The organism is Streptomyces sp. NPDC060002 (assembly GCF_042737245.1).
Taxonomy (GTDB): Bacteria; Actinomycetota; Actinomycetes; order Streptomycetales; family Streptomycetaceae; genus Streptomyces.
Window position 1 is genome coordinate 164236 of the sequence record NZ_JBHWUW010000010.1, and the last position, 17524, is coordinate 181759.

Annotated in this window: 17 protein-coding genes; 7 read left to right on the forward strand and 10 right to left on the reverse strand. The window is 71.9% G+C overall.

Translation table 11 applies throughout. From position 1 onward, the window contains the following. Complete coding sequence (locus tag ACFWBD_RS12755) at positions 1-651, reverse strand: TetR/AcrR family transcriptional regulator C-terminal domain-containing protein (protein WP_385666244.1); 651 nt, start codon at positions 649-651, stop codon at positions 1-3. A 108-nt stretch (positions 652-759) separates the two neighbouring features. Between ACFWBD_RS12755 and ACFWBD_RS12760 the strand changes: the two genes are divergently transcribed. Then, positions 760-2094: an FAD-dependent monooxygenase gene (locus ACFWBD_RS12760; protein WP_385666287.1), complete on the forward strand. Its 1335-nt coding sequence runs from the start codon at positions 760-762 to the stop codon at positions 2092-2094. Between the two features lie 115 nt (positions 2095-2209). Here ACFWBD_RS12760 and ACFWBD_RS12765 read toward each other — a convergent pair whose 3' ends face one another. Continuing rightward, entirely contained in the window at positions 2210-3790 is a 1581-nt protein-coding gene (locus tag ACFWBD_RS12765; RefSeq protein WP_385666245.1) for a methylmalonyl-CoA mutase, read from the reverse strand. A gap of 243 nt (positions 3791-4033) precedes the next feature. Here ACFWBD_RS12765 and ACFWBD_RS12770 point away from each other — a divergent pair, with 243 nt between their 5' ends. Further along, positions 4034-4885, forward strand: a complete 852-nt coding sequence (locus tag ACFWBD_RS12770; RefSeq protein WP_385666246.1) for a peptidoglycan-binding protein — start codon at positions 4034-4036, stop codon at positions 4883-4885. 232 nt (positions 4886-5117) lie between these two features. Here ACFWBD_RS12770 and ACFWBD_RS12775 read toward each other — a convergent pair whose 3' ends face one another. The 8 genes from ACFWBD_RS12775 to ACFWBD_RS12810 all read right to left on the reverse strand — a co-directional run bounded on the left by ACFWBD_RS12775 (position 5118) and on the right by ACFWBD_RS12810 (position 12995). After that, a complete protein-coding gene (locus ACFWBD_RS12775) occupies positions 5118-6311 on the reverse strand; it encodes a hypothetical protein (protein WP_385666248.1) in 1194 nt (397 codons plus the stop codon). Then, positions 6311-6970, reverse strand: a complete 660-nt coding sequence (locus ACFWBD_RS12780; protein ID WP_385666249.1) for an RNA polymerase sigma factor — start codon at positions 6968-6970, stop codon at positions 6311-6313. Before ACFWBD_RS12780 ends, ACFWBD_RS12775 begins: the two co-directional genes overlap by 1 nt. A gap of 322 nt (positions 6971-7292) precedes the next feature. Then, positions 7293-8537, reverse strand: a complete 1245-nt coding sequence (locus ACFWBD_RS12785; protein ID WP_385666251.1) for a hypothetical protein — start codon at positions 8535-8537, stop codon at positions 7293-7295. Positions 8538-8631: 94 nt separating this feature from the next. After that, a complete protein-coding gene (locus ACFWBD_RS12790; protein WP_385666253.1) occupies positions 8632-9264 on the reverse strand; it encodes an RNA polymerase sigma factor in 633 nt (210 codons plus the stop codon). Positions 9265-9413: 149 nt separating this feature from the next. Beyond that, positions 9414-9860, reverse strand: coding sequence for a hypothetical protein (locus ACFWBD_RS12795; RefSeq protein ID WP_385666255.1), 447 nt, complete (start codon positions 9858-9860; stop codon positions 9414-9416). 55 nt (positions 9861-9915) lie between these two features. Further along, entirely contained in the window at positions 9916-10470 is a 555-nt protein-coding gene (locus tag ACFWBD_RS12800; protein WP_385666257.1) for a hypothetical protein, read from the reverse strand. 90 nt (positions 10471-10560) lie between these two features. Beyond that, positions 10561-11277 (reverse strand): DUF4328 domain-containing protein, encoded by a 717-nt coding sequence (locus ACFWBD_RS12805; RefSeq protein WP_385666259.1) that lies wholly within the window; start codon positions 11275-11277, stop codon positions 10561-10563. Between the two features lie 110 nt (positions 11278-11387). Further along, positions 11388-12995: a glycoside hydrolase family 20 protein gene (locus ACFWBD_RS12810; RefSeq protein WP_385666289.1), complete on the reverse strand. Its 1608-nt coding sequence runs from the start codon at positions 12993-12995 to the stop codon at positions 11388-11390. A gap of 249 nt (positions 12996-13244) precedes the next feature. Between ACFWBD_RS12810 and ACFWBD_RS12815 the strand changes: the two genes are divergently transcribed. The 5 genes from ACFWBD_RS12815 to ACFWBD_RS12835 all read left to right on the forward strand — a co-directional run bounded on the left by ACFWBD_RS12815 (position 13245) and on the right by ACFWBD_RS12835 (position 17468). Further along, complete coding sequence (locus ACFWBD_RS12815; RefSeq protein WP_385666261.1) at positions 13245-13784, forward strand: 2-oxo-4-hydroxy-4-carboxy-5-ureidoimidazoline decarboxylase; 540 nt, start codon at positions 13245-13247, stop codon at positions 13782-13784. Positions 13785-14050: 266 nt separating this feature from the next. Then, the gene (sdhC, locus tag ACFWBD_RS12820; RefSeq protein WP_078615861.1) at positions 14051-14431 is read left to right on the forward strand and encodes a succinate dehydrogenase, cytochrome b556 subunit; all 381 of its coding nucleotides are present in this window, start codon (positions 14051-14053) and stop codon (positions 14429-14431) included. A gap of 5 nt (positions 14432-14436) precedes the next feature. Further along, the gene (locus ACFWBD_RS12825) at positions 14437-14919 is read left to right on the forward strand and encodes a succinate dehydrogenase hydrophobic membrane anchor subunit (RefSeq protein ID WP_351758103.1); all 483 of its coding nucleotides are present in this window, start codon (positions 14437-14439) and stop codon (positions 14917-14919) included. Positions 14920-14952: 33 nt separating this feature from the next. Next, positions 14953-16707: a succinate dehydrogenase flavoprotein subunit gene (gene sdhA / locus ACFWBD_RS12830; protein ID WP_385666263.1), complete on the forward strand. Its 1755-nt coding sequence runs from the start codon at positions 14953-14955 to the stop codon at positions 16705-16707. After that, complete coding sequence (locus ACFWBD_RS12835) at positions 16707-17468, forward strand: succinate dehydrogenase iron-sulfur subunit (RefSeq protein ID WP_351758098.1); 762 nt, start codon at positions 16707-16709, stop codon at positions 17466-17468. The genes sdhA and ACFWBD_RS12835 overlap by 1 nt, the downstream gene beginning before the upstream one ends. The last annotated feature ends 56 nt before the right edge of the window (positions 17469-17524 follow it).

Sequence of the window (17524 nt, forward strand, 5' to 3'; positions counted from 1 at the left end):
CTACGGGACGCCGTAGCGTGCGGCGATTCCGGCCACGACGATCTCCAGGCCTTCCTCGAACTGCCGGTCGTAGTCCTGGAAGATCTCCGCGCCCGCCTTCGCCGACAGCGGGAACTCGGCGAGCAGCCGGGCGCGTTCCCCGACGTCGAATCCCTCGCGCCGCTCGTCCGGCCGCGGGTGCACGCCCTGTTCCTCGGTGACGAACCCGACGGTGAACGCGTACGCGGTCGACGAGGCGCGTACGGCGTCGGCGAGGGTGAAGCCGGCGGCCGTGAACAGGCGCAGGTTCTCCTCCATCTGCACGGCGTGGTCGGTGCCGGTGAAGCGGGAGCCGCTGAAGACCTTCGCGCCGTCGCGGTAGGCGAGCAGCGCCGCGCGCAGCCCGTGGTTGGCCTTGCGCGTCCGGTCCTGCCAGGTGTCGGCGGGGTCGAGCGCGATGCCCGCGACCATCCGCCGGTACATCTCGGTCGCCATCTCGTCCAGCAGGGCCTGCTTGTCCTTGAAGTGCCAGTACAGGGCGGGCGCCTTGACGTCCAGCTCCCTGGCGATGGCACGCAGGGTCAGCCCGTCGAGACCCGCCTCGTCGAGCAGCCTGAGCGCGGTGTCCGCGACCCGCTTGCGGTCGAGGGGGGCGCGTCGTTCGGTACTCACACTTGACAGCTTAACGCCGTTAAGGCCACTCTCGTGAACGACAGCACTTAACAGCGTTAAGGAGACGGCCTCATGAACACTCCCATGGACGTGACGGCGCAGGTGGACGTGGACGTGGACGTCCTGATCGTCGGCGCGGGCCCCACCGGCCTCGCCCTCGGCATCGACCTGGCCCGGCGCGGAGTGGCCGCGCTGGTGGTGGAACGGGGCGAGACCCTCGCCCCCGGCTCACGCGGCAAGGGCCTCCAGCCGCGCACGATGGAGGTGTACGAGGATCTCGGCGTCCTCGACGAGATCCTCGCCGCCGGCGGCGCGTACCCGGTGGGCATGGTCTGGGCGGACGGTGAGCAGGCCGGCGAGCACTCGATGTTCGACCCGGCGGAGGACGGCGAGGAGGGCTCCCGCTTCACCGGCCCGTGGATGATCCCGCAGTGGCGCAACCAGGAGATCCTGCTGGCCCGGCTGACGGAGCTGGGCCAAGCCGTGGCCTTCGGCCGTGAGGTGGTGCGGCTCGAGCAGGACGAGGACGGCGTGACGGCGCACTTCGCCTCCGGCCGGCCGGTCCGCGCCCGGTACGCCGTCGCCGCGGACGGCGGCCGCTCGGCGGTGCGCCGCGCGCTGGGCATCAGGATGACGGGCGAGACGCTCGACCCGGACCCGACCCTGGTGGCGGACGTGCGGATCCCCGGCCTGGACCGGACGTGGTGGCACCTGTTCCCGCCGAGCGGGCCGGACTCGGGCTTCCTGGCGCTGTGCCCCCTGGCCGGGACGGACCGGTTCCAGCTGGTGGCACGGCTTCCCGGGGGGACGGATCCGGATCTGTCCCCGGACGGCGTCCGCGAGCTGGTCGCCCAGCGCACCCACCTCGGGCCCGAGGCGGTGACGGAGGTCTTCTGGACGTCCGACTTCCGCCCGCGCGCCGCCCTGGCGGACCGCTTCCGCGAGGGACGGATCTTCCTGGCCGGCGATGCGGCGCACGTGCACTCCCCGGCCGGCGGCCAGGGCCTGAACACCAGCGTCCAGGACGCGTACAACCTGGGCTGGAAACTGGGCGCGGTCCTGAGCGGGCGGGCGCCGACAGCTCTGCTGGACACCTACGACGAGGAGCGCCGCCCCATCGCCGAGCACGTACTCGGCCTCTCCACCGCGATCCACCGCGACGAGGCGAAGCGGGGTGCCGCGACCCGGCAGCTCGGCCTGAACTACCGGCACTCGTCACTGAGCGAGGAGACCCGGGAGAACCCCGGTCCGCTGTCCGCCGGCGACCGCGTCCCGGACCTGACGGTCGACGGCGTCCGCCTCTTCGACCGGCTCAGGGGCCCGGACTGGACCCTGCTGACCCTGGATTCCGGGGTGTTCCTGGTCCGCCCGGACGGCTATGTGGGCTGGGCGGGCGCCACGGAGGACGGACTCGGGACCTACCGCGCACGGGTCGGCCTCTAGCCGTAGCCGTAGCCGTCGCCGTCGCCGTCGAGGAGGGCTCGACGGAGAGCCCGGGAGCGACACCGACGGACCCGAGGACGGGGACGGGACGGCCTGGCCTGGCCTGGCCTGCAGCTCAGAACGCATCCGACGGCACGTACGTCCCCCAGACCCCCCGGAGGGCGTTGCACACCTCGCCCACCGTCGCGCGCGCCCGCAGCGCGTCCTTCATCGGGTAGAGGACGTTGTCCTCGCCCTCGGCCGCCGTCTTCAGGGCGTCCAGCGCGGCGTCCACCGCCGCCTGGTCGCGCCCCGCCCGCAGCTTCGCGAGGCGGTCGGCCTGCTGGGCCTCGATCGCCGGGTCGACACGGAGCGGCTCGTAGGGCTCCTCCGCGTCGAGCTGGTAGCGGTTGACGCCGACCACGACCCGCTCGCCCGAGTCCGTCTCCTGGGCGATCCGGTACGCGCTGCGCTCGATCTCGCTCTTCTGGAAGCCGTGCTCGATGGCCGACACCGCGCCGCCGAGGTCCTCGACCTTCCGCATGAGCGCGACGGCCGCCGCCTCGACGTCGTCGGTCATCTTCTCGACGACGTAGGAGCCCGCGAAGGGGTCGACGGTCGCGGTCACGTCCGTCTCGTAGGCCAGCACCTGCTGGGTGCGCAGGGCGAGGCGCGCGCTCTTGTCCGTGGGGAGCGCGATCGCCTCGTCGAAGGAGTTCGTGTGCAGGGACTGGGTGCCGCCGAGGACCGCGGCCAGGCCCTGGACGGCGACCCGGACCAGGTTCACCTCCGGCTGCTGGGCCGTCAGCTGGACCCCGGCCGTCTGCGTGTGGAAGCGGAGCATCAGCGACTTGGGGTTCTTCGCGCCGAACTCCTCCCGCATCACCCGCGCCCAGATCCGGCGCGCGGCGCGGAACTTCGCGACCTCTTCGAGGATCGTCGTACGGGCCACGAAGAAGAAGGACAGGCGGGGCGCGAAGTCGTCCACGTCCATGCCGGCCGCGACGGCCGTACGGACGTACTCGATGCCGTCCGCCAGGGTGAAGGCGATCTCCTGCGCCGGGGACGCGCCCGCCTCCGCCATGTGGTAGCCGGAGATCGAGATCGTGTTCCACTTCGGGATCTCGGCCTTGCAGTACTTGAAGATGTCGGCGATCAGCCGGAGCGAGGGCTTCGGCGGGAAGATGTACGTGCCCCGCGCGATGTACTCCTTCAGCACGTCGTTCTGGATCGTGCCCGTGAGCTTGTCGGCCGGGACGCCCTGCTCCTCGCCGACCAGCTGGTACATGAGCAGCAGCAGGGCCGCCGGGGCGTTGATGGTCATCGACGTCGACACCTTGTCCAGCGGGATCCCGCCGAACAGCACCCGCATGTCCTCGACCGAGTCGATCGCCACGCCCACCTTGCCGACCTCGCCGCTCGCGATCGGGGCGTCCGAGTCGTGGCCCATCTGGGTGGGCAGGTCGAAGGCGACCGACAGGCCCATCGTGCCGTTGGCGATCAGCTGCTGGTAGCGGGCGTTGGACTCCACCGCCGTGCCGAAGCCCGCGTACTGGCGCATGGTCCAGGGGCGGCCGGTGTACATCGACGGGTAGACGCCCCGGGTGAAGGGGTACTCGCCCGGTTCGCCCAGCTGCTCGGCCGGGTCCCAGCCCGCCAGGTCATCCGGCCCGTACACCGGCTCGATGGGCAGTCCGGACTCCGACTCACGCGCCATGGGTGTGATGCCTCCCGCTGAGCAATACCCGCTGCTTCGACCACTCGGGTCACTTGCCGGTCGCCTGCCGACCGTCCGCCGGTTACCCGCCGGTACGGTCCGACCGTCCGACGGACTGTATCGGCGCTCGCGCACCCCGTGCAGAGGACCACGCTGGGACCTTCCTCACAAGACTGTGCGCGGTGCCGGTCACCACGATGCCGGTCCGTTCGCGAGGCGTCATCCGGGGGGAACATCCCAGGCATGCGGATGCGGAGATCGATCGCCGTCCTGGCCGGCACGGCGGCTCTGATGACGGTGTGCGGCTGTAGCGTGCAGACCCCGGACGCGGACGGAGCGGCGCGCTCGCCCGCCCCCGCCGACATCGGCCGGACGGCCTCGGCGTCGTCCCCGGCCCGGAGCACCACCGACGACAGGCCGAGCGCTCCGGCCACCGGCGCCCCGGCCACCACTGCTCCGCCTCCCGCCGTCCTGTGGTCGCGCGGCGACGAGGGACGCGACGTCCGTGAGCTCCAGGCCCGGCTGCGCCAGGTCGCCTGGCTGTCCGAGGGCCCCACGGGAACGTACGGCGAACGCACCGAGCAGGCCGTGAAGGGCTTCCAGGGCAAGCGCGGGCTGCCGGCGACCGGGAGGACGGACACCGTCACCTGGCAGCGGCTGCTGGGGATGACGCACGAACCCGGGGAGTGGGAGCTGTATCCGATGGGCGGCCGGCCGGCCGCCGCGCCCGACCCCCGGTGCCTGTCCGGGCGGGTGCTGTGCATCGACAAGACGACGAGGACCCTGCGCTGGATGGTCGACGGCCGGACCCTGACGACGGTGTCGGTCCGCTTCGGCTCGCAGTACACGCCCACCCGGGAAGGCGTGTTCCACGTCTACTGGAAGTCCCGCCACCATGTGTCCACGCTCTACCACTCACCGATGCCGTACGCGATGTTCTTCAGCGGCGGGCAGGCGGTGCACTACTCGGCCGACTTCGCCGCCCGCGGCTACGCGGGAGCCTCGCACGGGTGCGTCAACGTACGGGACGAGACGGCGATCGCGAGTCTCTTCGCGCAGGTGAGGAACGGCGACAAGGTCGTCGTGTCCTGGTGAGCGCGGTGGCGCGAGAGCGCGGGAGGAGGCGGAGAGGAGAGAGGAGTTTGGGGCGCGAGCGGGACCGGGGGAACGTGTCCCGCCCGCGCCGAGCGCACGAGCCGGAAGTACGGGGGGAACCCCGGCTCTGTGCAAGGGCCGATGACCAGTCGGCTCACTTCTTACTGCGCTCCGGCCGCCGAAAACGTCACACCTCTCGCGAAAAAACTTCGGTGATCATCGAACCCGCAGGTCAGCGGCGGTGAGAGGAGGAGCTTCCGCCGGAGTGACCGGAGTGACCGGAGCCGCCCGAGTCGCCGGAGCCGCTGCCGTCCCGGCCGTCGCCGTCGCCCTCACTGCGGTGGCCACCGCCGCCATGGCCCTCGCCACGGCCACCGTGGCCACGGCTCCGATCACGATCACCGTCACGTCCACCGTCGTCGTCGCCGTCGTCGTCGGAACCGCCCTTGTCGCCCGACCCGGACTCGTCGCCCGCGGCGCCTCCACGGCCTCCGCGGTCGCTCTGGTTCTTTCCGGAGTCCCGGCCGGCCGTGCCGTTCGGGGCACGGTCGTCACCTCGGGAGTTTCCGGCGGCGGTGCCGCCGAGGACGCCCGCGCAGTACTTCGCCACACGCGTCGGGCCGCCCGCGAGGTGCTCCAGGCTCTGGCGGCGCTCGGTGTCCAGGGTGCGGCCGGCACTCAGCTCGCGGCAGGACGAGGGCACGCCGGTCGGCCAGGTGCCGTGGGGGTCCGGGGTGGCCGACGGGGCGCCGTCCGTCTTCACGCTCCCGGCGTCCTCGCGGCCGGTGGCGCCCGTACCGCCGTCCGGTGTCGCCGGGGCCGCGTCACCGCCCGAGGCGTCCGGCGTGGGTGAGGCGAGCGGGCGTTCGTCCGGGGCCACGGGGGCCGGCACGGACGCCACGGGACGGGCAGGCTCGGCGCCGTCGAACGGGGTCGGCAGTACACCGGTCCCGGCCGCGATCCCGCCCACCATCCCGGCGGCCAGCGCGGCGGCCAGCCCCAGCCGTGCGGGCCGGCTCCACCGGGCCGGACGTCCGGCCTGCGGGACACGTCCGCCGATGCGCACCAGTCCGGCGTCGGCGGCGGGCGTGGCGCGGGGCCGACCGGCGACAGCCGCCGTGGTCCCACCGTCGAGTCCGGGAGCACCCATGGCGAGACCGGCACGTCCCGCGAGGTCGGCGCGGTCCGCGTGGGCCTTGCGGAAGGCGGCCAGGGCCGCGGCCTCACCGGGGAGTTCCTCGTCGGCGGGCAGGGGCTCGGCGGCCGGCGCGGCGAGCGCCGAGAGCGCGGCGAGGGTCCGGGCGAGCCGCTCGGCCTCTTCCCGGGCCGCGGCGTCGACAGCGGGGACAGCGTTGTCCGGCGACTCACCGCGCAGCAGACGCTCCGCCGCTTCTCGGTCGAGCCACCTGTTCCGCTTGTCGGCCATCACATGTCCTTCTGCGTCCGCGCGCGCGTATGCGTCACACCAGCGGACGTCACCGCGCGCGAGCGCGGTTCTCGCTGAGCCGGCAGCGCGTCGACTCCGCCGGCCGTCGCCGCGTCCTCGCTGAGCAGTTCGGCGAGCTTCTTCAGGCCGCGGTGCGCGGCCGTGCGTACGGCGCCGGGCCGTTTGCCGAGCGTCTCGGCGGCCGTCTTGGCGTCCAGGCCCATGACGACCCGCAGCACGACGGCCTCGGCCTGGTCCTGCGGCAGCCGGGCTATGAGGGCCAGGGTGCGGCCGGTGGCCAGCGCCTCCATGGCCTCGCCCGCGGTGTCGGACTCGGCTGCCCGGCCGGTCAGTTCGGTCTCGTCGGCGACCGTCGCCGGGCGCCGGCCGCGCATGCGTACGTGGTCCAGCGCGCGGTTGCGGGCGATCCGGGCGGCCCAGCCGCGGAAGCGGTCCGCGTCGCCGCTGAACCGCTCCAGGTCCCGGGCTATCTGGAGCCAGGCCTCGGAGGAAACGTCCTCGGCGTCGAGGTCGCCCACGAGCGTCCGTACGTACCCGAGCAGCCGCGGGTGCACCGTGCGGTACACAGTCCGGAACGCGGTCTCGTCCCCGTTCTGTGCCGCGAGCACCGCGGCTGTCAGCTCCGCGTCGTCCCCCACGTCGTGGTTCCTCGGTCGATGATTCACGGTTTTCTGGACCGCAGGTCGTTGCGGTGGTCTGCCGCTTGGCCGTCCGGCGCGAAAGGCACGTTACGACCTGAAACCGCCGCACGTCCATGTCCGTAGAACATGCAACTAACTCGTGACGCGGGCGGGTGGAGTCCGGGTGTGACAGAAAACGCACTCATGGCGCTGTAGGGAGTACGGGCCGCCGCGCGGCCCGTGCCGCGCGACGGCCGGGGCCTCTCCTGTGGGGGGTGGCGGCCTCGGCCGTTGCTTTGGCGGCAACCGGTTACTGCCCCTTGGCCCCGCCCTCGACGCTCTACTCGGCCTCGGGCGACTTCCCGGCCTCGGGCGACTTCCCGGCTTTCGGAGCCGTCTCAGCCTTCTGGGTCTTGCCCGTCTTCTGGGTCTTGCCGGGCTTCGGAGCCTTGGTGGGCTTCGGAGCCTTGGTGGGCTTCGGAGTCTTCTCCATCTTCGATCCGCCCCCGCCCCCGCCCCCTGCCGATGCAGATGCGGATGCCGATGCAGATGCCGCCCCCTCTGCCGCGCAGTACGCCACGACGTTCTCCTCGCCGCCCGCCGCCGTCACGAGCCGCTGCCAGGCCGTGGAGTCCATCGCCTTGCCGCGCCCCCGGGACTTCTCGTACGCACGGCAGTGCGCGTCGGTGTCCTCGGCGCTCACGGGACGGTCCCCGTCGGCTGCGCCGTCCGGCCGCGGGGTCACGGAAACGGGGTCGGCGGACCGGGCCCCGGACCCGGTCGTCGACGGTCCGGGACGCCCGGCGCCGTCGGCGACGCCGTCCGGGGAGGACCCGACGGCCGCGAACGCGACCCCGCCCAGCGTGAGGCCGGCGACCAGCACGGAGAGCGTGACCCGCAGCGAGCGGGCCGTGTGCCGCCGGGCCCGGGGCCGCCAGTCGTCGCGGCGCCGGGTACGGGCCTTGTGCGCACCCGCGTCCCGAGCGGCCCGGAAGGCGTCGACGGCCCGCCGCTCGCCGTCGCTGCCGTCGCCCGGCCCTGCGTCCGTCCCGACGTTTGGGCGGTCGCCGGGCCCGCGCGGGTCCTGGGGCAAAAGGGCTTGGGCGAGCAGCGACTCCAGCCCCGGCACCGCCGGGCCCGGCGCCTCGGCGTCGGCGGTGGCATCGGCGTCGCCGGTGGCATCGGCGTCGCCGGCGGCAACGGAGTCGTCGGCGGTGGCATCGGCGTCGCCGGCGGCAACGGAGTCGTCGGCAATGGAGGTGGTGGCGTCGGCGCTGGCGTCGTCCGCGGGGGCGGAGTAGTCGGCAACGGCAGCGGAGTCGGCGGGGGCGGAATGGTCGGCGGCGGAATCGGCGGCTTCGGCTTCGGCCGCAGCGGCGGCGTCGGCTTCGGCTTCGGCTTCGGCTTCGGCCGCAGCGTCGGCGTCGGCCGCGGCGGCGGCGGCGGCGGCCGCGGCGAAGTCGTCTTCGGCGGCGGCAGCAGCGGCGGCAGCAGCGGCAGCGGCAGCTGGGGAGTCGTCGGCGGCGTTTGCGGGGTGTGTGTGCCGACGGCTGTGGTCCGCGCCGTCGTTCAGCCGTTCACCCATGTCCGTTTCCGCCTCTGTCCCGTCCGTCCGATCAGGCCGTTCGACCTGGTGGCCGGGCCCGCCACTGATCCATACGGTCCGCGGCCCTCGCCGTTCATGTCGACTCCCCCAGCGTTCGGGGGCCGCCATCCGTCACACCTTCGCCCTCGCCGGCGGCGCCGAGCTGGCGGGCCAGCCGTTTCAAGCCCCGGTGCGCGGCCGTACGGACGGCGCCGGGGCGCTTGCCGAGGACGCGGGCCGCGGCGGGGCCGTCCAGCCCCACGACCACCCGCAGCAGCACCGCCTCGGCCTGGTCGCGCGGCAGCCCGCGCACCAGTTCCAGGGCGTGCCCGGTGGAGAGCGACTCCAGCGCCTCGTCGTGGGTGCTGTGCGGGCCGGCCAGGTCGAGGACGACGTCCTGGTCCAGTACCGCGGAGCGGGGCCGGACCCGCAGCCGGCGCAGATGGTCGAGGGCCCGGTGCCGGGCGATGGTCGCGGTCCAGCCGCGGAACCCCGCGCCGTCGCCCTTGAACCGCCCAAGGTCCCGGGCGATCTCCAGCCAGGCGTCGGAGGCCACGTCCTCGGCGTCGTCGCCGACGATCCCGCGCAGGTAGCCGAGCAGTCCCGGCTGCACGAGCCGGTACGCCACGGCGAACGCGGCCTCGTCGCCCTCCTGGGCCCGCGTCACGGCCGCGCCCAGTTCCCCGTCGTACGCCTGCGCGCGCCGGGGTTCCCCTCCCTGGCCCAAGACTGTCCTCGTTCGTGCGGAGTTCGTTCCGGCGCGCGACTCCCCCGTCGGACACCGGGTCCGAACGCGGCCACGCCCTCACGGTCATCAGCGCCGGGCCGCGCGGAAGTGTCACAGCGCGCGGTCGGGCCGCCGGGCGCCGCGTCCGGCTACCGCCTCCCCCGCATCGCGTCCCGGCACAGCAGCCGCAGCGAACCGTGGCCGCCGAAGCAGCGGCGGGCCTCGTCGAGGGGTTCCCAGAGGCGGCCGTCGGGGGTGCGGACCCAGTGGTCGCCGGCGGAGCCCCACCACTCGGCGCCGGTCTGCCGGACGATCACCTCGCCCGCGTAGGCGCCGAGTCCGCGCAGCACATTCGCCACGGCGTTGTACGGCGAGCCCTCGCGCCGCAGTTCCTCGATCATGCGGTCGACACGCCACAGGCTCGGCGCCGAGTGGTCGAGGTGGGGCCGGATGGCATCGGGCACGGCGGCCACCGCCTCCGCCGCCCAGCGCACGGGCTTCGCGGCGGCGGAGGGGCGGGGCGGCTGGTCGCTCTGGTCGGTCGTCCTACGCGTCACATCAGGAAGAGCGAGGTCGGAGCGGGTTACGTCACTCATATTCGGGGCCTTCGCGAGACCGGCGCAGGACCGACCCACCTCCCCCGCACTCCGCTCACCTGCGTCCACGAGCCCGTCGCGAGACCACCGCGCGCAGCACCCGGCGCCCCTCCGTGGAAACCTCGAGGGCCCGGCGCAGTCCGCCCGCGCCGTGACCGGCGAGCACCTCCAGGACGGCGACCTGGCGGCGCAGTTCGGCGGCGGCGAGGGGCGGCATGCCCTCCGTACGGCCTTCCCTGCGGGAGTCGACCGAGGACGGGTCCTCGGCCGGGTCGAGGAGGCGGTGGATCTGGAGCGAGGCGACGGAGCAGGCGTCGGCCCAGAGCCGTATCCCGGCGGCGGAGCGGTCGTCGGGGGCGGCGGCCAGCATCCGGCGGGCGAGGAGTTCGGCCTTGTCGCCTTCCTCCGCCGCGGACGCCAGCTTGCCGCGGGCCTGTTCCAGCAGCTCACCCCAGCCGGCGGCGTCGGAGTCCTCCGTGAGGTTCCCCCACAGCGGGCGCAGGATCTCGTCGTCACCCCCGAGCAGGGGTATGCACCGGTCCAAACAAGCCAGCCCGCTCGCAGCCAGCCCGCGTTCGTCGGCCTGCGCGATCAGTTCCACCAGGCTCATCCATGCCCCCCTCGCCAGGGCACCGACCTTACGGAGCCCGCACTTCCCCTTACTGCGTGCGACAGGCCAGGAGTATCACAGCAGGGTTTTTCAGCCAACCCCGCCGAGGCCACCGGCTCCACCCGCGCCGCCGATCCCGCCGACGGCGCCGACCGGCGGCGGTACCGCTCCGGGGCCCCGCAGCGCCTTCTCGTTCTGCATCCCCGTCAGCCGCAGGACGAAGGCGATCGCCAGGGCGGCCGCGACGATGTCGAGCATGTCCGCGGAGATCACCTGGATCATGGCGTCGTAGATCTCCGCGGCCGTCCCGGCCTTGCGGTACGACTGGAAGCCCGCCCGGTCGGCGAGGAGCGAGACGATCCACATCGCCCACCAGGCGTTGACCAGCCCGTGCGGCCTGGGCCGGTACCAGGGGGTGCCGGGGCTGCTGGCGTCCCAGATGTCCAGGGCGATCCGGCGCGGGTACCAGAGGTTCACGATCGGCGTGAACCAGGCGCCGACCGCCCAGCCGCGTGACTTGCTGTGCCCGTCCGGCCGGAACACCTCGGCGTTGACCCGCACCCGGTGGAACCAGCACAGGAACACGACGACGCAGGCGAGCAGAGCCACGGTCTGGGCATAGCCGGCCCAGTCGAAGAGCCGGTCGGCGTGCCGCGCCCGGTCCGCTTCACCGAGCGAGCCGTCGGCGATGTCGGCCGTGACGTCGAACATGACGAAGTCCGCCCACAGGGCGAACAGGTCGGCGGCGATGACGAGGCCGAGCAGCGCGGCGGCCGCCCGCGCGAGCATGACAGGTGAGCGCAGCATGAGATCCCCCGACGTCCGTGAATGTGAAGGCCGCGCCGGGCTCTCCCCAGAGCCTCATGCACGGCAGCATGCGAGGTTACGGTTCACCGGCGCCGCGAGTCCACCGGAAATCAACCGAGCCTGTTCGCCAGCGCCGTGAACTGTGTCCAGGTCAGCGGTGGCGTCCCGGCGTCCCACAGCTTCTGCGAGGTGGCCCGCAGCGGCATCCGGATGCCGGCCGCGACCTGGTCCTGCGTCTGCGAGTCGGCGAGGTCGCACCACACCGAGAAGGAGCCGCCGAGGATCTGGGCGTCGTACTTCGCGGCCACCGGCGTCGTGCCGCGCAGCACCCGCGGGGTCCACTGCTCGTAGATCCGCTTCCCGGTCGGGTAGGCGAAGTCGTTCGGCTCGCCGAGGACGTAGTACAGGTACTCGTCGTTGTAGTTGAGCAGCTTGCGCCCCGCGCTCAGGTACTCGACCGGCGGCCGCGCACCGATCTCCTTGCCCGTCCAGTAGGCGACCACGAGGTCGGAGGCCGGCTTGACCGACGTACCGCGGAAGAAGCCGTCGTTCCACACCCGCATGGTGCGGTCGTGGGCGCGGACGGTGTCGGCGCGGTCGTTGAGCCAGCCGGTGGTGAGGTCGGCGACGCCCGCGCCGGAGCCGTACCGGGCCGTCGCCGCGGCGGCGAGCTGGGGGTAGGAGGCCGCCGGGCTGGACACCGTCAGGGCCTGGTACTCGTCGCCGCCGAGGTGCCAGTAGCCGCCGGGGAATACGTCGGCGTACTCGTCCAGCAGGTCGTCGAGGAGGCTCGCGGAGTCCTCCTTGGAGATGTCGATCGCCCCGCGGGTCGCCACCCCGCTCGCGTTGCGCAGCTGGAGCTCGGGGTGGGCGGCGAGGACGGCGCCCAGGTGCCCGGGTGAGTCGATCTCGGGCACGACGGTGATGTGGCGGCTCGCGGCGAGGGCGACGATCTTCTTCACCTCGGCCTTGGTGAGGTGAAGGCTGGAGACGATCTCCGGGTGGCTGGAGGACTCGATGCGGAAAGCCTGGTCGTCGGAGAAGTGCAGGCCGAGCTGGTTGTACTTGAGGTCGCCGAGCTCGCGCACCCGGTCCTCGATCCAGGCCGCGGTGAAGTGCTTGCGCGCGATGTCCAGCGTGAACCCGCGCTGCGGCTTGGCCGGCTGGTCGCGTACGACGCCCTCAGGCGCGGTACCGCCGGCGTGCACCTCCTGCTTGAGGGTGCGGGTGCCGTAGAAGACCCCGGCGTCGGAGGGCGCGCTGATGGTGACCCGCCCGCCGCGCACGGTCATGGTGTACGACTCCGGGTTCGCGCCCTCGTCGTCGTTGAGCGCCAGCCGCAGGTCACCGGCGCGCACGTCGTCCTTCTCCCCGGCGTACGTCAGTCCCAGCTCACCGGCGACCAGCCGGCCCTCGTCGGCGAGGCCGGCGTCGCTCACCACCACCCGGCGGGTGGACTGCGGCTTCCACCCCGGGCCGCGCGCCGGGGTGTGGGCGCCGACGGCGGGGATGGTGCGGGGGGTGGTGGAGAGGGCGTAGGAGCGGCTGGGCGTCGGGGTGGCGGCCTGCGCGGCGGCGGCGCCGGTGTCACCGGCGCCGGGCGTCCTCGCGGCGGCCTGCCGGGAGGCGGCCGATCCGGCCGGTGTCGTGCCGCCGTCGTCCGACGAGGCCCACACGCCGAGCCCGACACCGAGCGCGGCGACCAGCCCACCTGCCATCAGTGACCGTGCCACGACCTGCTGGTGCGGCTTCCTCTGCGGCGCCCGGCGCCGATGCCTGTGCCTGCTCACTCCGCCAACCGTACGACTCCCGGCCGACCGCAGCGCGCCGAGCCCGGCGTGACGGAGTCCACGACACGTTCCGAAACTCTCTCGTTCGGGTGAAATTCAGTCATCGGTCAGACACGTCCTGACCGCTCTCGATAACGTGTCGACACACCTTTCACCGCATCCCCTGCCACATCACACGTGACGCGAGGATCCACGCTGCCTGCGCACCGTCTCCCCCCTCTCTCCGGCTGCCTCGCCATACCGGCACAGACCCGGACCTCACCCGCACCTCGGCTGGACGGTTTCAACACCGCCGCCGCCGACGAGGCGCACCGCACGCTCCTCGCCTGCCTCCGCAGCCTGCGCTGGGCCCGGCGTATCGCCGACCACCGCCCGTATCCGACGCTCGACGCCCTCCTGGCCGCCTCCGACGAGGCCGCGTACGACCTGAGTCCGGGCGATCTGACGGAGGCCCTGGCGGCGGAGTGCCTGCCCGGCCTGCCGGAGGACGCCTACGGAGCGGCGCACATGGCGTTGAACGCGGCCCACGCGGCCTACGAGGCCAGATTCGGACATGCGTTCGTCATCTGCCTCGACGGTGTCCCCCAGGCGGAGTCCCCGGACTACGTCCTGGCGGGCATCCGGTCACGATTGACAAACGATCCCGAGGACGAACGGGTAGTGGCGGCAGAGGAGCTGCGGAGACTCGCAAGGCAACGGCTGATGCAGCTCGCCTGAGGGACCGGGGCAGTGACATGCGCGGCTCCGCCGCGGGGCGCGCCCCGCCACCACGGCGCCGCATCCGGCACCCAAACAGGACACCTCACCCCAGATGCCGCAACGCTCACCCATCCGCGTGCCACTTTGATCACACAGGTAGGCCCGACGTAAGCCGAGCGCCGGTGCCTCGCTACGATGCTGGGGGCCGGTGGACCGTACCCGGCCGGGCCCGTCCGACAACCCAAGCCGGCAGGCCCCAATCCCCGCTCCCGGAGGGTTCTTCCGTGCCGGCTGGAACGCTGTACCGCGGCCGGGAAGGAATGTGGTCCTGGGTGGCTCATCGAGTCACCGGCGTCCTCATCTTCTTCTTCCTGTTCGTTCACGTGCTGGACACCGCCCTCGTGCGTGTCTCCCCCGAGGACTACGACAAGGTCGTAGCCACCTACAAGACGCCGGTCGTGGCGCTGCTGGAGTACGGCCTCGTCGCCGCCATCCTCTTCCACGCGCTCAACGGCCTGCGCGTCATCGCCGTCGACTTCTGGTCGAAGGGCCCGCGCTACCAGAAGCAGATGCTCTGGAGTGTCGTGGGTCTGTGGCTGCTGCTGATGCTCGGGGCGATCTACCCCGTGCTCGGCCACGCCGCTCGTGAACTGTTCGGGAGCTGAGACCGATGGCCACCACTGAAACCACCGCGGCCGGAATCGGCCCCGTCGAGGGCGGCTCCGTCTACGACGTGGACAACCCCGCGCCCTTCATCGAGCCCCCGCGCCAGCGCACCAAGAAGACCCCGCGGTCCACCCGGGGCAACTTCGAGATGGGCGCCTGGCTGTTCATGCGCCTGTCCGGCGTCGTGCTGGTCGTCCTGGTCCTGGGCCACCTGCTGATCCAGCTCGTCCTGGACGGCGGCGTCTCCAAGATCGGCTTCGCCTTCGTGGCCGGCCGCTGGGCCTCCCCGTTCTGGCAGGTCTGGGACCTGCTGATGCTCTGGCTCGCCATGCTGCACGGGACGAACGGCCTGCGCACGGTCATCAACGACTACGCGGAACGCGCGAACACCCGGCTGTGGCTGAAGGGCCTGCTCTACACCGCCACGGTGTTCACCATCCTGCTGGGCACGCTGGTGATCTTCACCTTCGACCCGAACATCCGCTAGGCGCACGGGACCGAGGGACTGAGAGAAACACTCATGAAGATCCATAAGTACGACACAGTCATCGTCGGCGCAGGTGGCGCCGGTATGCGCGCCGCGATCGAGTCGACGAAGCGCAGCCGCACCGCCGTGCTGACCAAGCTCTACCCCACTCGCTCCCACACGGGCGCCGCGCAGGGCGGCATGGCCGCCGCGCTGGCCAACGTGGAGGAGGACAACTGGGAGTGGCACACCTTCGACACGGTCAAGGGCGGTGACTACCTGGTCGACCAGGACGCCGCAGAGATCCTGGCGAAGGAGGCCATCGACTCCGTCCTCGACCTGGAGAAGATGGGCCTGCCGTTCAACCGGACGCCCGACGGCACGATCGACCAGCGCCGCTTCGGCGGTCACAGCCGCAACCACGGCGAGGCCCCGGTCCGCCGGTCCTGCTACGCGGCCGACCGCACCGGTCACATGATCCTCCAGACGCTGTACCAGAACTGCGTCAAGGAGGGTGTGGAGTTCTTCAACGAGTTCTACGTCCTGGACCAGCTGCTCACCGAGGTCGACGGCGTGCAGCGGTCGGCGGGCGTGATCGCGTACGAGCTGGCCACCGGCGAGATCCACGTCTTCCAGGCGAAGGCCGTGATCTACGCCTCCGGCGGCACCGGCAAGTTCTTCAAGGTGACGTCGAACGCGCACACGCTGACGGGTGACGGCCAGGCGGCCGTGTACCGGCGCGGGCTGCCGCTGGAGGACATGGAGTTCTTCCAGTTCCACCCGACCGGCATCTGGCGCATGGGCATCCTGCTGACGGAGGGCGCCCGCGGTGAGGGCGGCATCCTCCGCAACAAGGACGGCGAGCGCTTCATGGAGAAGTACGCGCCGGTCATGAAGGACCTCGCGTCGCGTGACGTCGTCTCGCGCTCCATCTACACGGAGATCCGTGAGGGCCGCGGCTGCGGCCCCGAGGGCGACCACGTCTACCTCGACCTCACGCACCTCCCGCCGGAGCAGCTGGACGCGAAGCTCCCGGACATCACGGAGTTCGCGCGCACGTACCTCGGCATCGAGCCGTACACGGACCCGATCCCGATCCAGCCCACCGCGCACTACGCGATGGGCGGCATCCCGACGAACGTCTCGGGTGAGGTCCTGAGCGACAACACGACGGTCGTCCCGGGCCTGTACGCGGCCGGCGAGGTCGCCTGCGTGTCGGTGCACGGCGCGAACCGCCTGGGCACGAACTCGCTGCTGGACATCAACGTGTTCGGCAAGCGGGCCGGCATCGCCGCCGCCGAGTACTCGCAGAAGGCGGAGTACGTCGAGCTGCCGGAGAACCCCGCGCAGCAGGTGATCGACCAGGTGGAGCACCTGCGCGCGTCCACCGGCACCGAGCGGGTGGCGGAGCTGCGCCGCGAGCTCCAGGAGACCATGGACGCGAACGTCATGGTGTTCCGCACGGAGCAGACGATCAAGACGGCGGTCGAGAAGCTCGGGGAGCTGCGCGAGCGCTACCGGAACATCTCGATCCAGGACAAGGGCAGGCGGTTCAACACGGACCTGCTGGAGGCCATCGAGCTGGGCAACCTGCTCGACCTGGCCGAGGTCATGGCGGTGTCGGCGCTGGCCCGCAAGGAGTCCCGCGGCGGTCACTACCGCGAGGACTACCCGAACCGCGACGACGTCAACTTCATGCGCCACACCATGGCGTACCGCGAGGTGGGCGACGACGGCACCGAGTCCATCCGACTCGACTACAAGCCGGTCGTCCAGACCCGCTACCAGCCGATGGAGCGTAAGTACTGATGGCAACCCCCGTTCTGGACAAGGTCGAGGCGGAGTCCGCGGCCTCTCCGTACATCACGGTCACCTTCCGGGTCCGCCGGTTCAACCCGGAGGTCTCGGCGGAGGCCGTCTGGCAGGACTTCACGCTGGAGATCGACCCGAAGGAGCGCGTGCTCGACGGTCTCCACAAGATCAAGTGGGACGTCGACGGCACGCTGACCTTCCGGCGTTCCTGCGCGCACGGCATCTGCGGTTCGGACGCGATGCGGATCAACGGCAAGAACCGCCTCGCGTGCAAGACGCTGATCAAGGACATCAACCCCGAGAAGCCGATCACGGTCGAGCCCATCAAGGGCCTGACGGTCCTGAAGGACCTGGTCGTCGACATGGACCCGTTCTTCCAGGCGTACCGGGACGTCATGCCCTTCCTCATCACGAAGGACACGAACGAGCCCACGCGCGAGCGCTTCCAGACCGCCGAGGACCGCGAGCGGTTCGACGACACGACGAAGTGCATCCTCTGCGCGGCCTGCACGTCGTCCTGCCCGGTGTTCTGGAACGACGGCCAGTACTTCGGTCCGGCCGCGATCGTGAACGCCCACCGCTTCATCTTCGACTCGCGTGACGAGGCGGGTGAGCAGCGTCTGGAGATCCTGAACGACAAGGACGGCGTCTGGCGCTGCCGTACGACGTTCAACTGCACGGACGCCTGCCCGCGCGGTATCGAGGTCACGAAGGCGATCCAGGAGGTGAAGCGAGCGCTGATCACGCGCCGCTTCTGAGCCACCCGGCTCGCTGAGCCTGCGACACGGCGAGGGCCCCGCTCCTTGAAGGAGCC

What these genes read in the sequence shown, in the direction of transcription:
- ACFWBD_RS12765 (WP_385666245.1), bottom strand. Translation starts at nt 3,790, where the DNA reads ATGGCGCGTGAGTCGGAGTCCGGACTGCCCATCGAGCCGGTGTACGGG.
- ACFWBD_RS12770 (WP_385666246.1), top strand. Translation starts at nt 4,034, where the DNA reads ATGCGGATGCGGAGATCGATCGCCGTCCTGGCCGGCACGGCGGCTCTG.
- ACFWBD_RS12775 (WP_385666248.1), bottom strand. Translation starts at nt 6,311, where the DNA reads ATGGCCGACAAGCGGAACAGGTGGCTCGACCGAGAAGCGGCGGAGCGT.
- ACFWBD_RS12785 (WP_385666251.1), bottom strand. Translation starts at nt 8,537, where the DNA reads ATGGGTGAACGGCTGAACGACGGCGCGGACCACAGCCGTCGGCACACA.
- ACFWBD_RS12795 (WP_385666255.1), bottom strand. Translation starts at nt 9,860, where the DNA reads ATGAGTGACGTAACCCGCTCCGACCTCGCTCTTCCTGATGTGACGCGT.
- ACFWBD_RS12800 (WP_385666257.1), bottom strand. Translation starts at nt 10,470, where the DNA reads ATGAGCCTGGTGGAACTGATCGCGCAGGCCGACGAACGCGGGCTGGCT.
- ACFWBD_RS12805 (WP_385666259.1), bottom strand. Translation starts at nt 11,277, where the DNA reads ATGCTGCGCTCACCTGTCATGCTCGCGCGGGCGGCCGCCGCGCTGCTC.
- ACFWBD_RS12810 (WP_385666289.1), bottom strand. Translation starts at nt 12,995, where the DNA reads ATGGCAGGTGGGCTGGTCGCCGCGCTCGGTGTCGGGCTCGGCGTGTGG.
- ACFWBD_RS12825 (WP_351758103.1), top strand. Translation starts at nt 14,437, where the DNA reads ATGGCCACCACTGAAACCACCGCGGCCGGAATCGGCCCCGTCGAGGGC.
- sdhA (WP_385666263.1), top strand. Translation starts at nt 14,953, where the DNA reads ATGAAGATCCATAAGTACGACACAGTCATCGTCGGCGCAGGTGGCGCC.
- ACFWBD_RS12835 (WP_351758098.1), top strand. Translation starts at nt 16,707, where the DNA reads ATGGCAACCCCCGTTCTGGACAAGGTCGAGGCGGAGTCCGCGGCCTCT.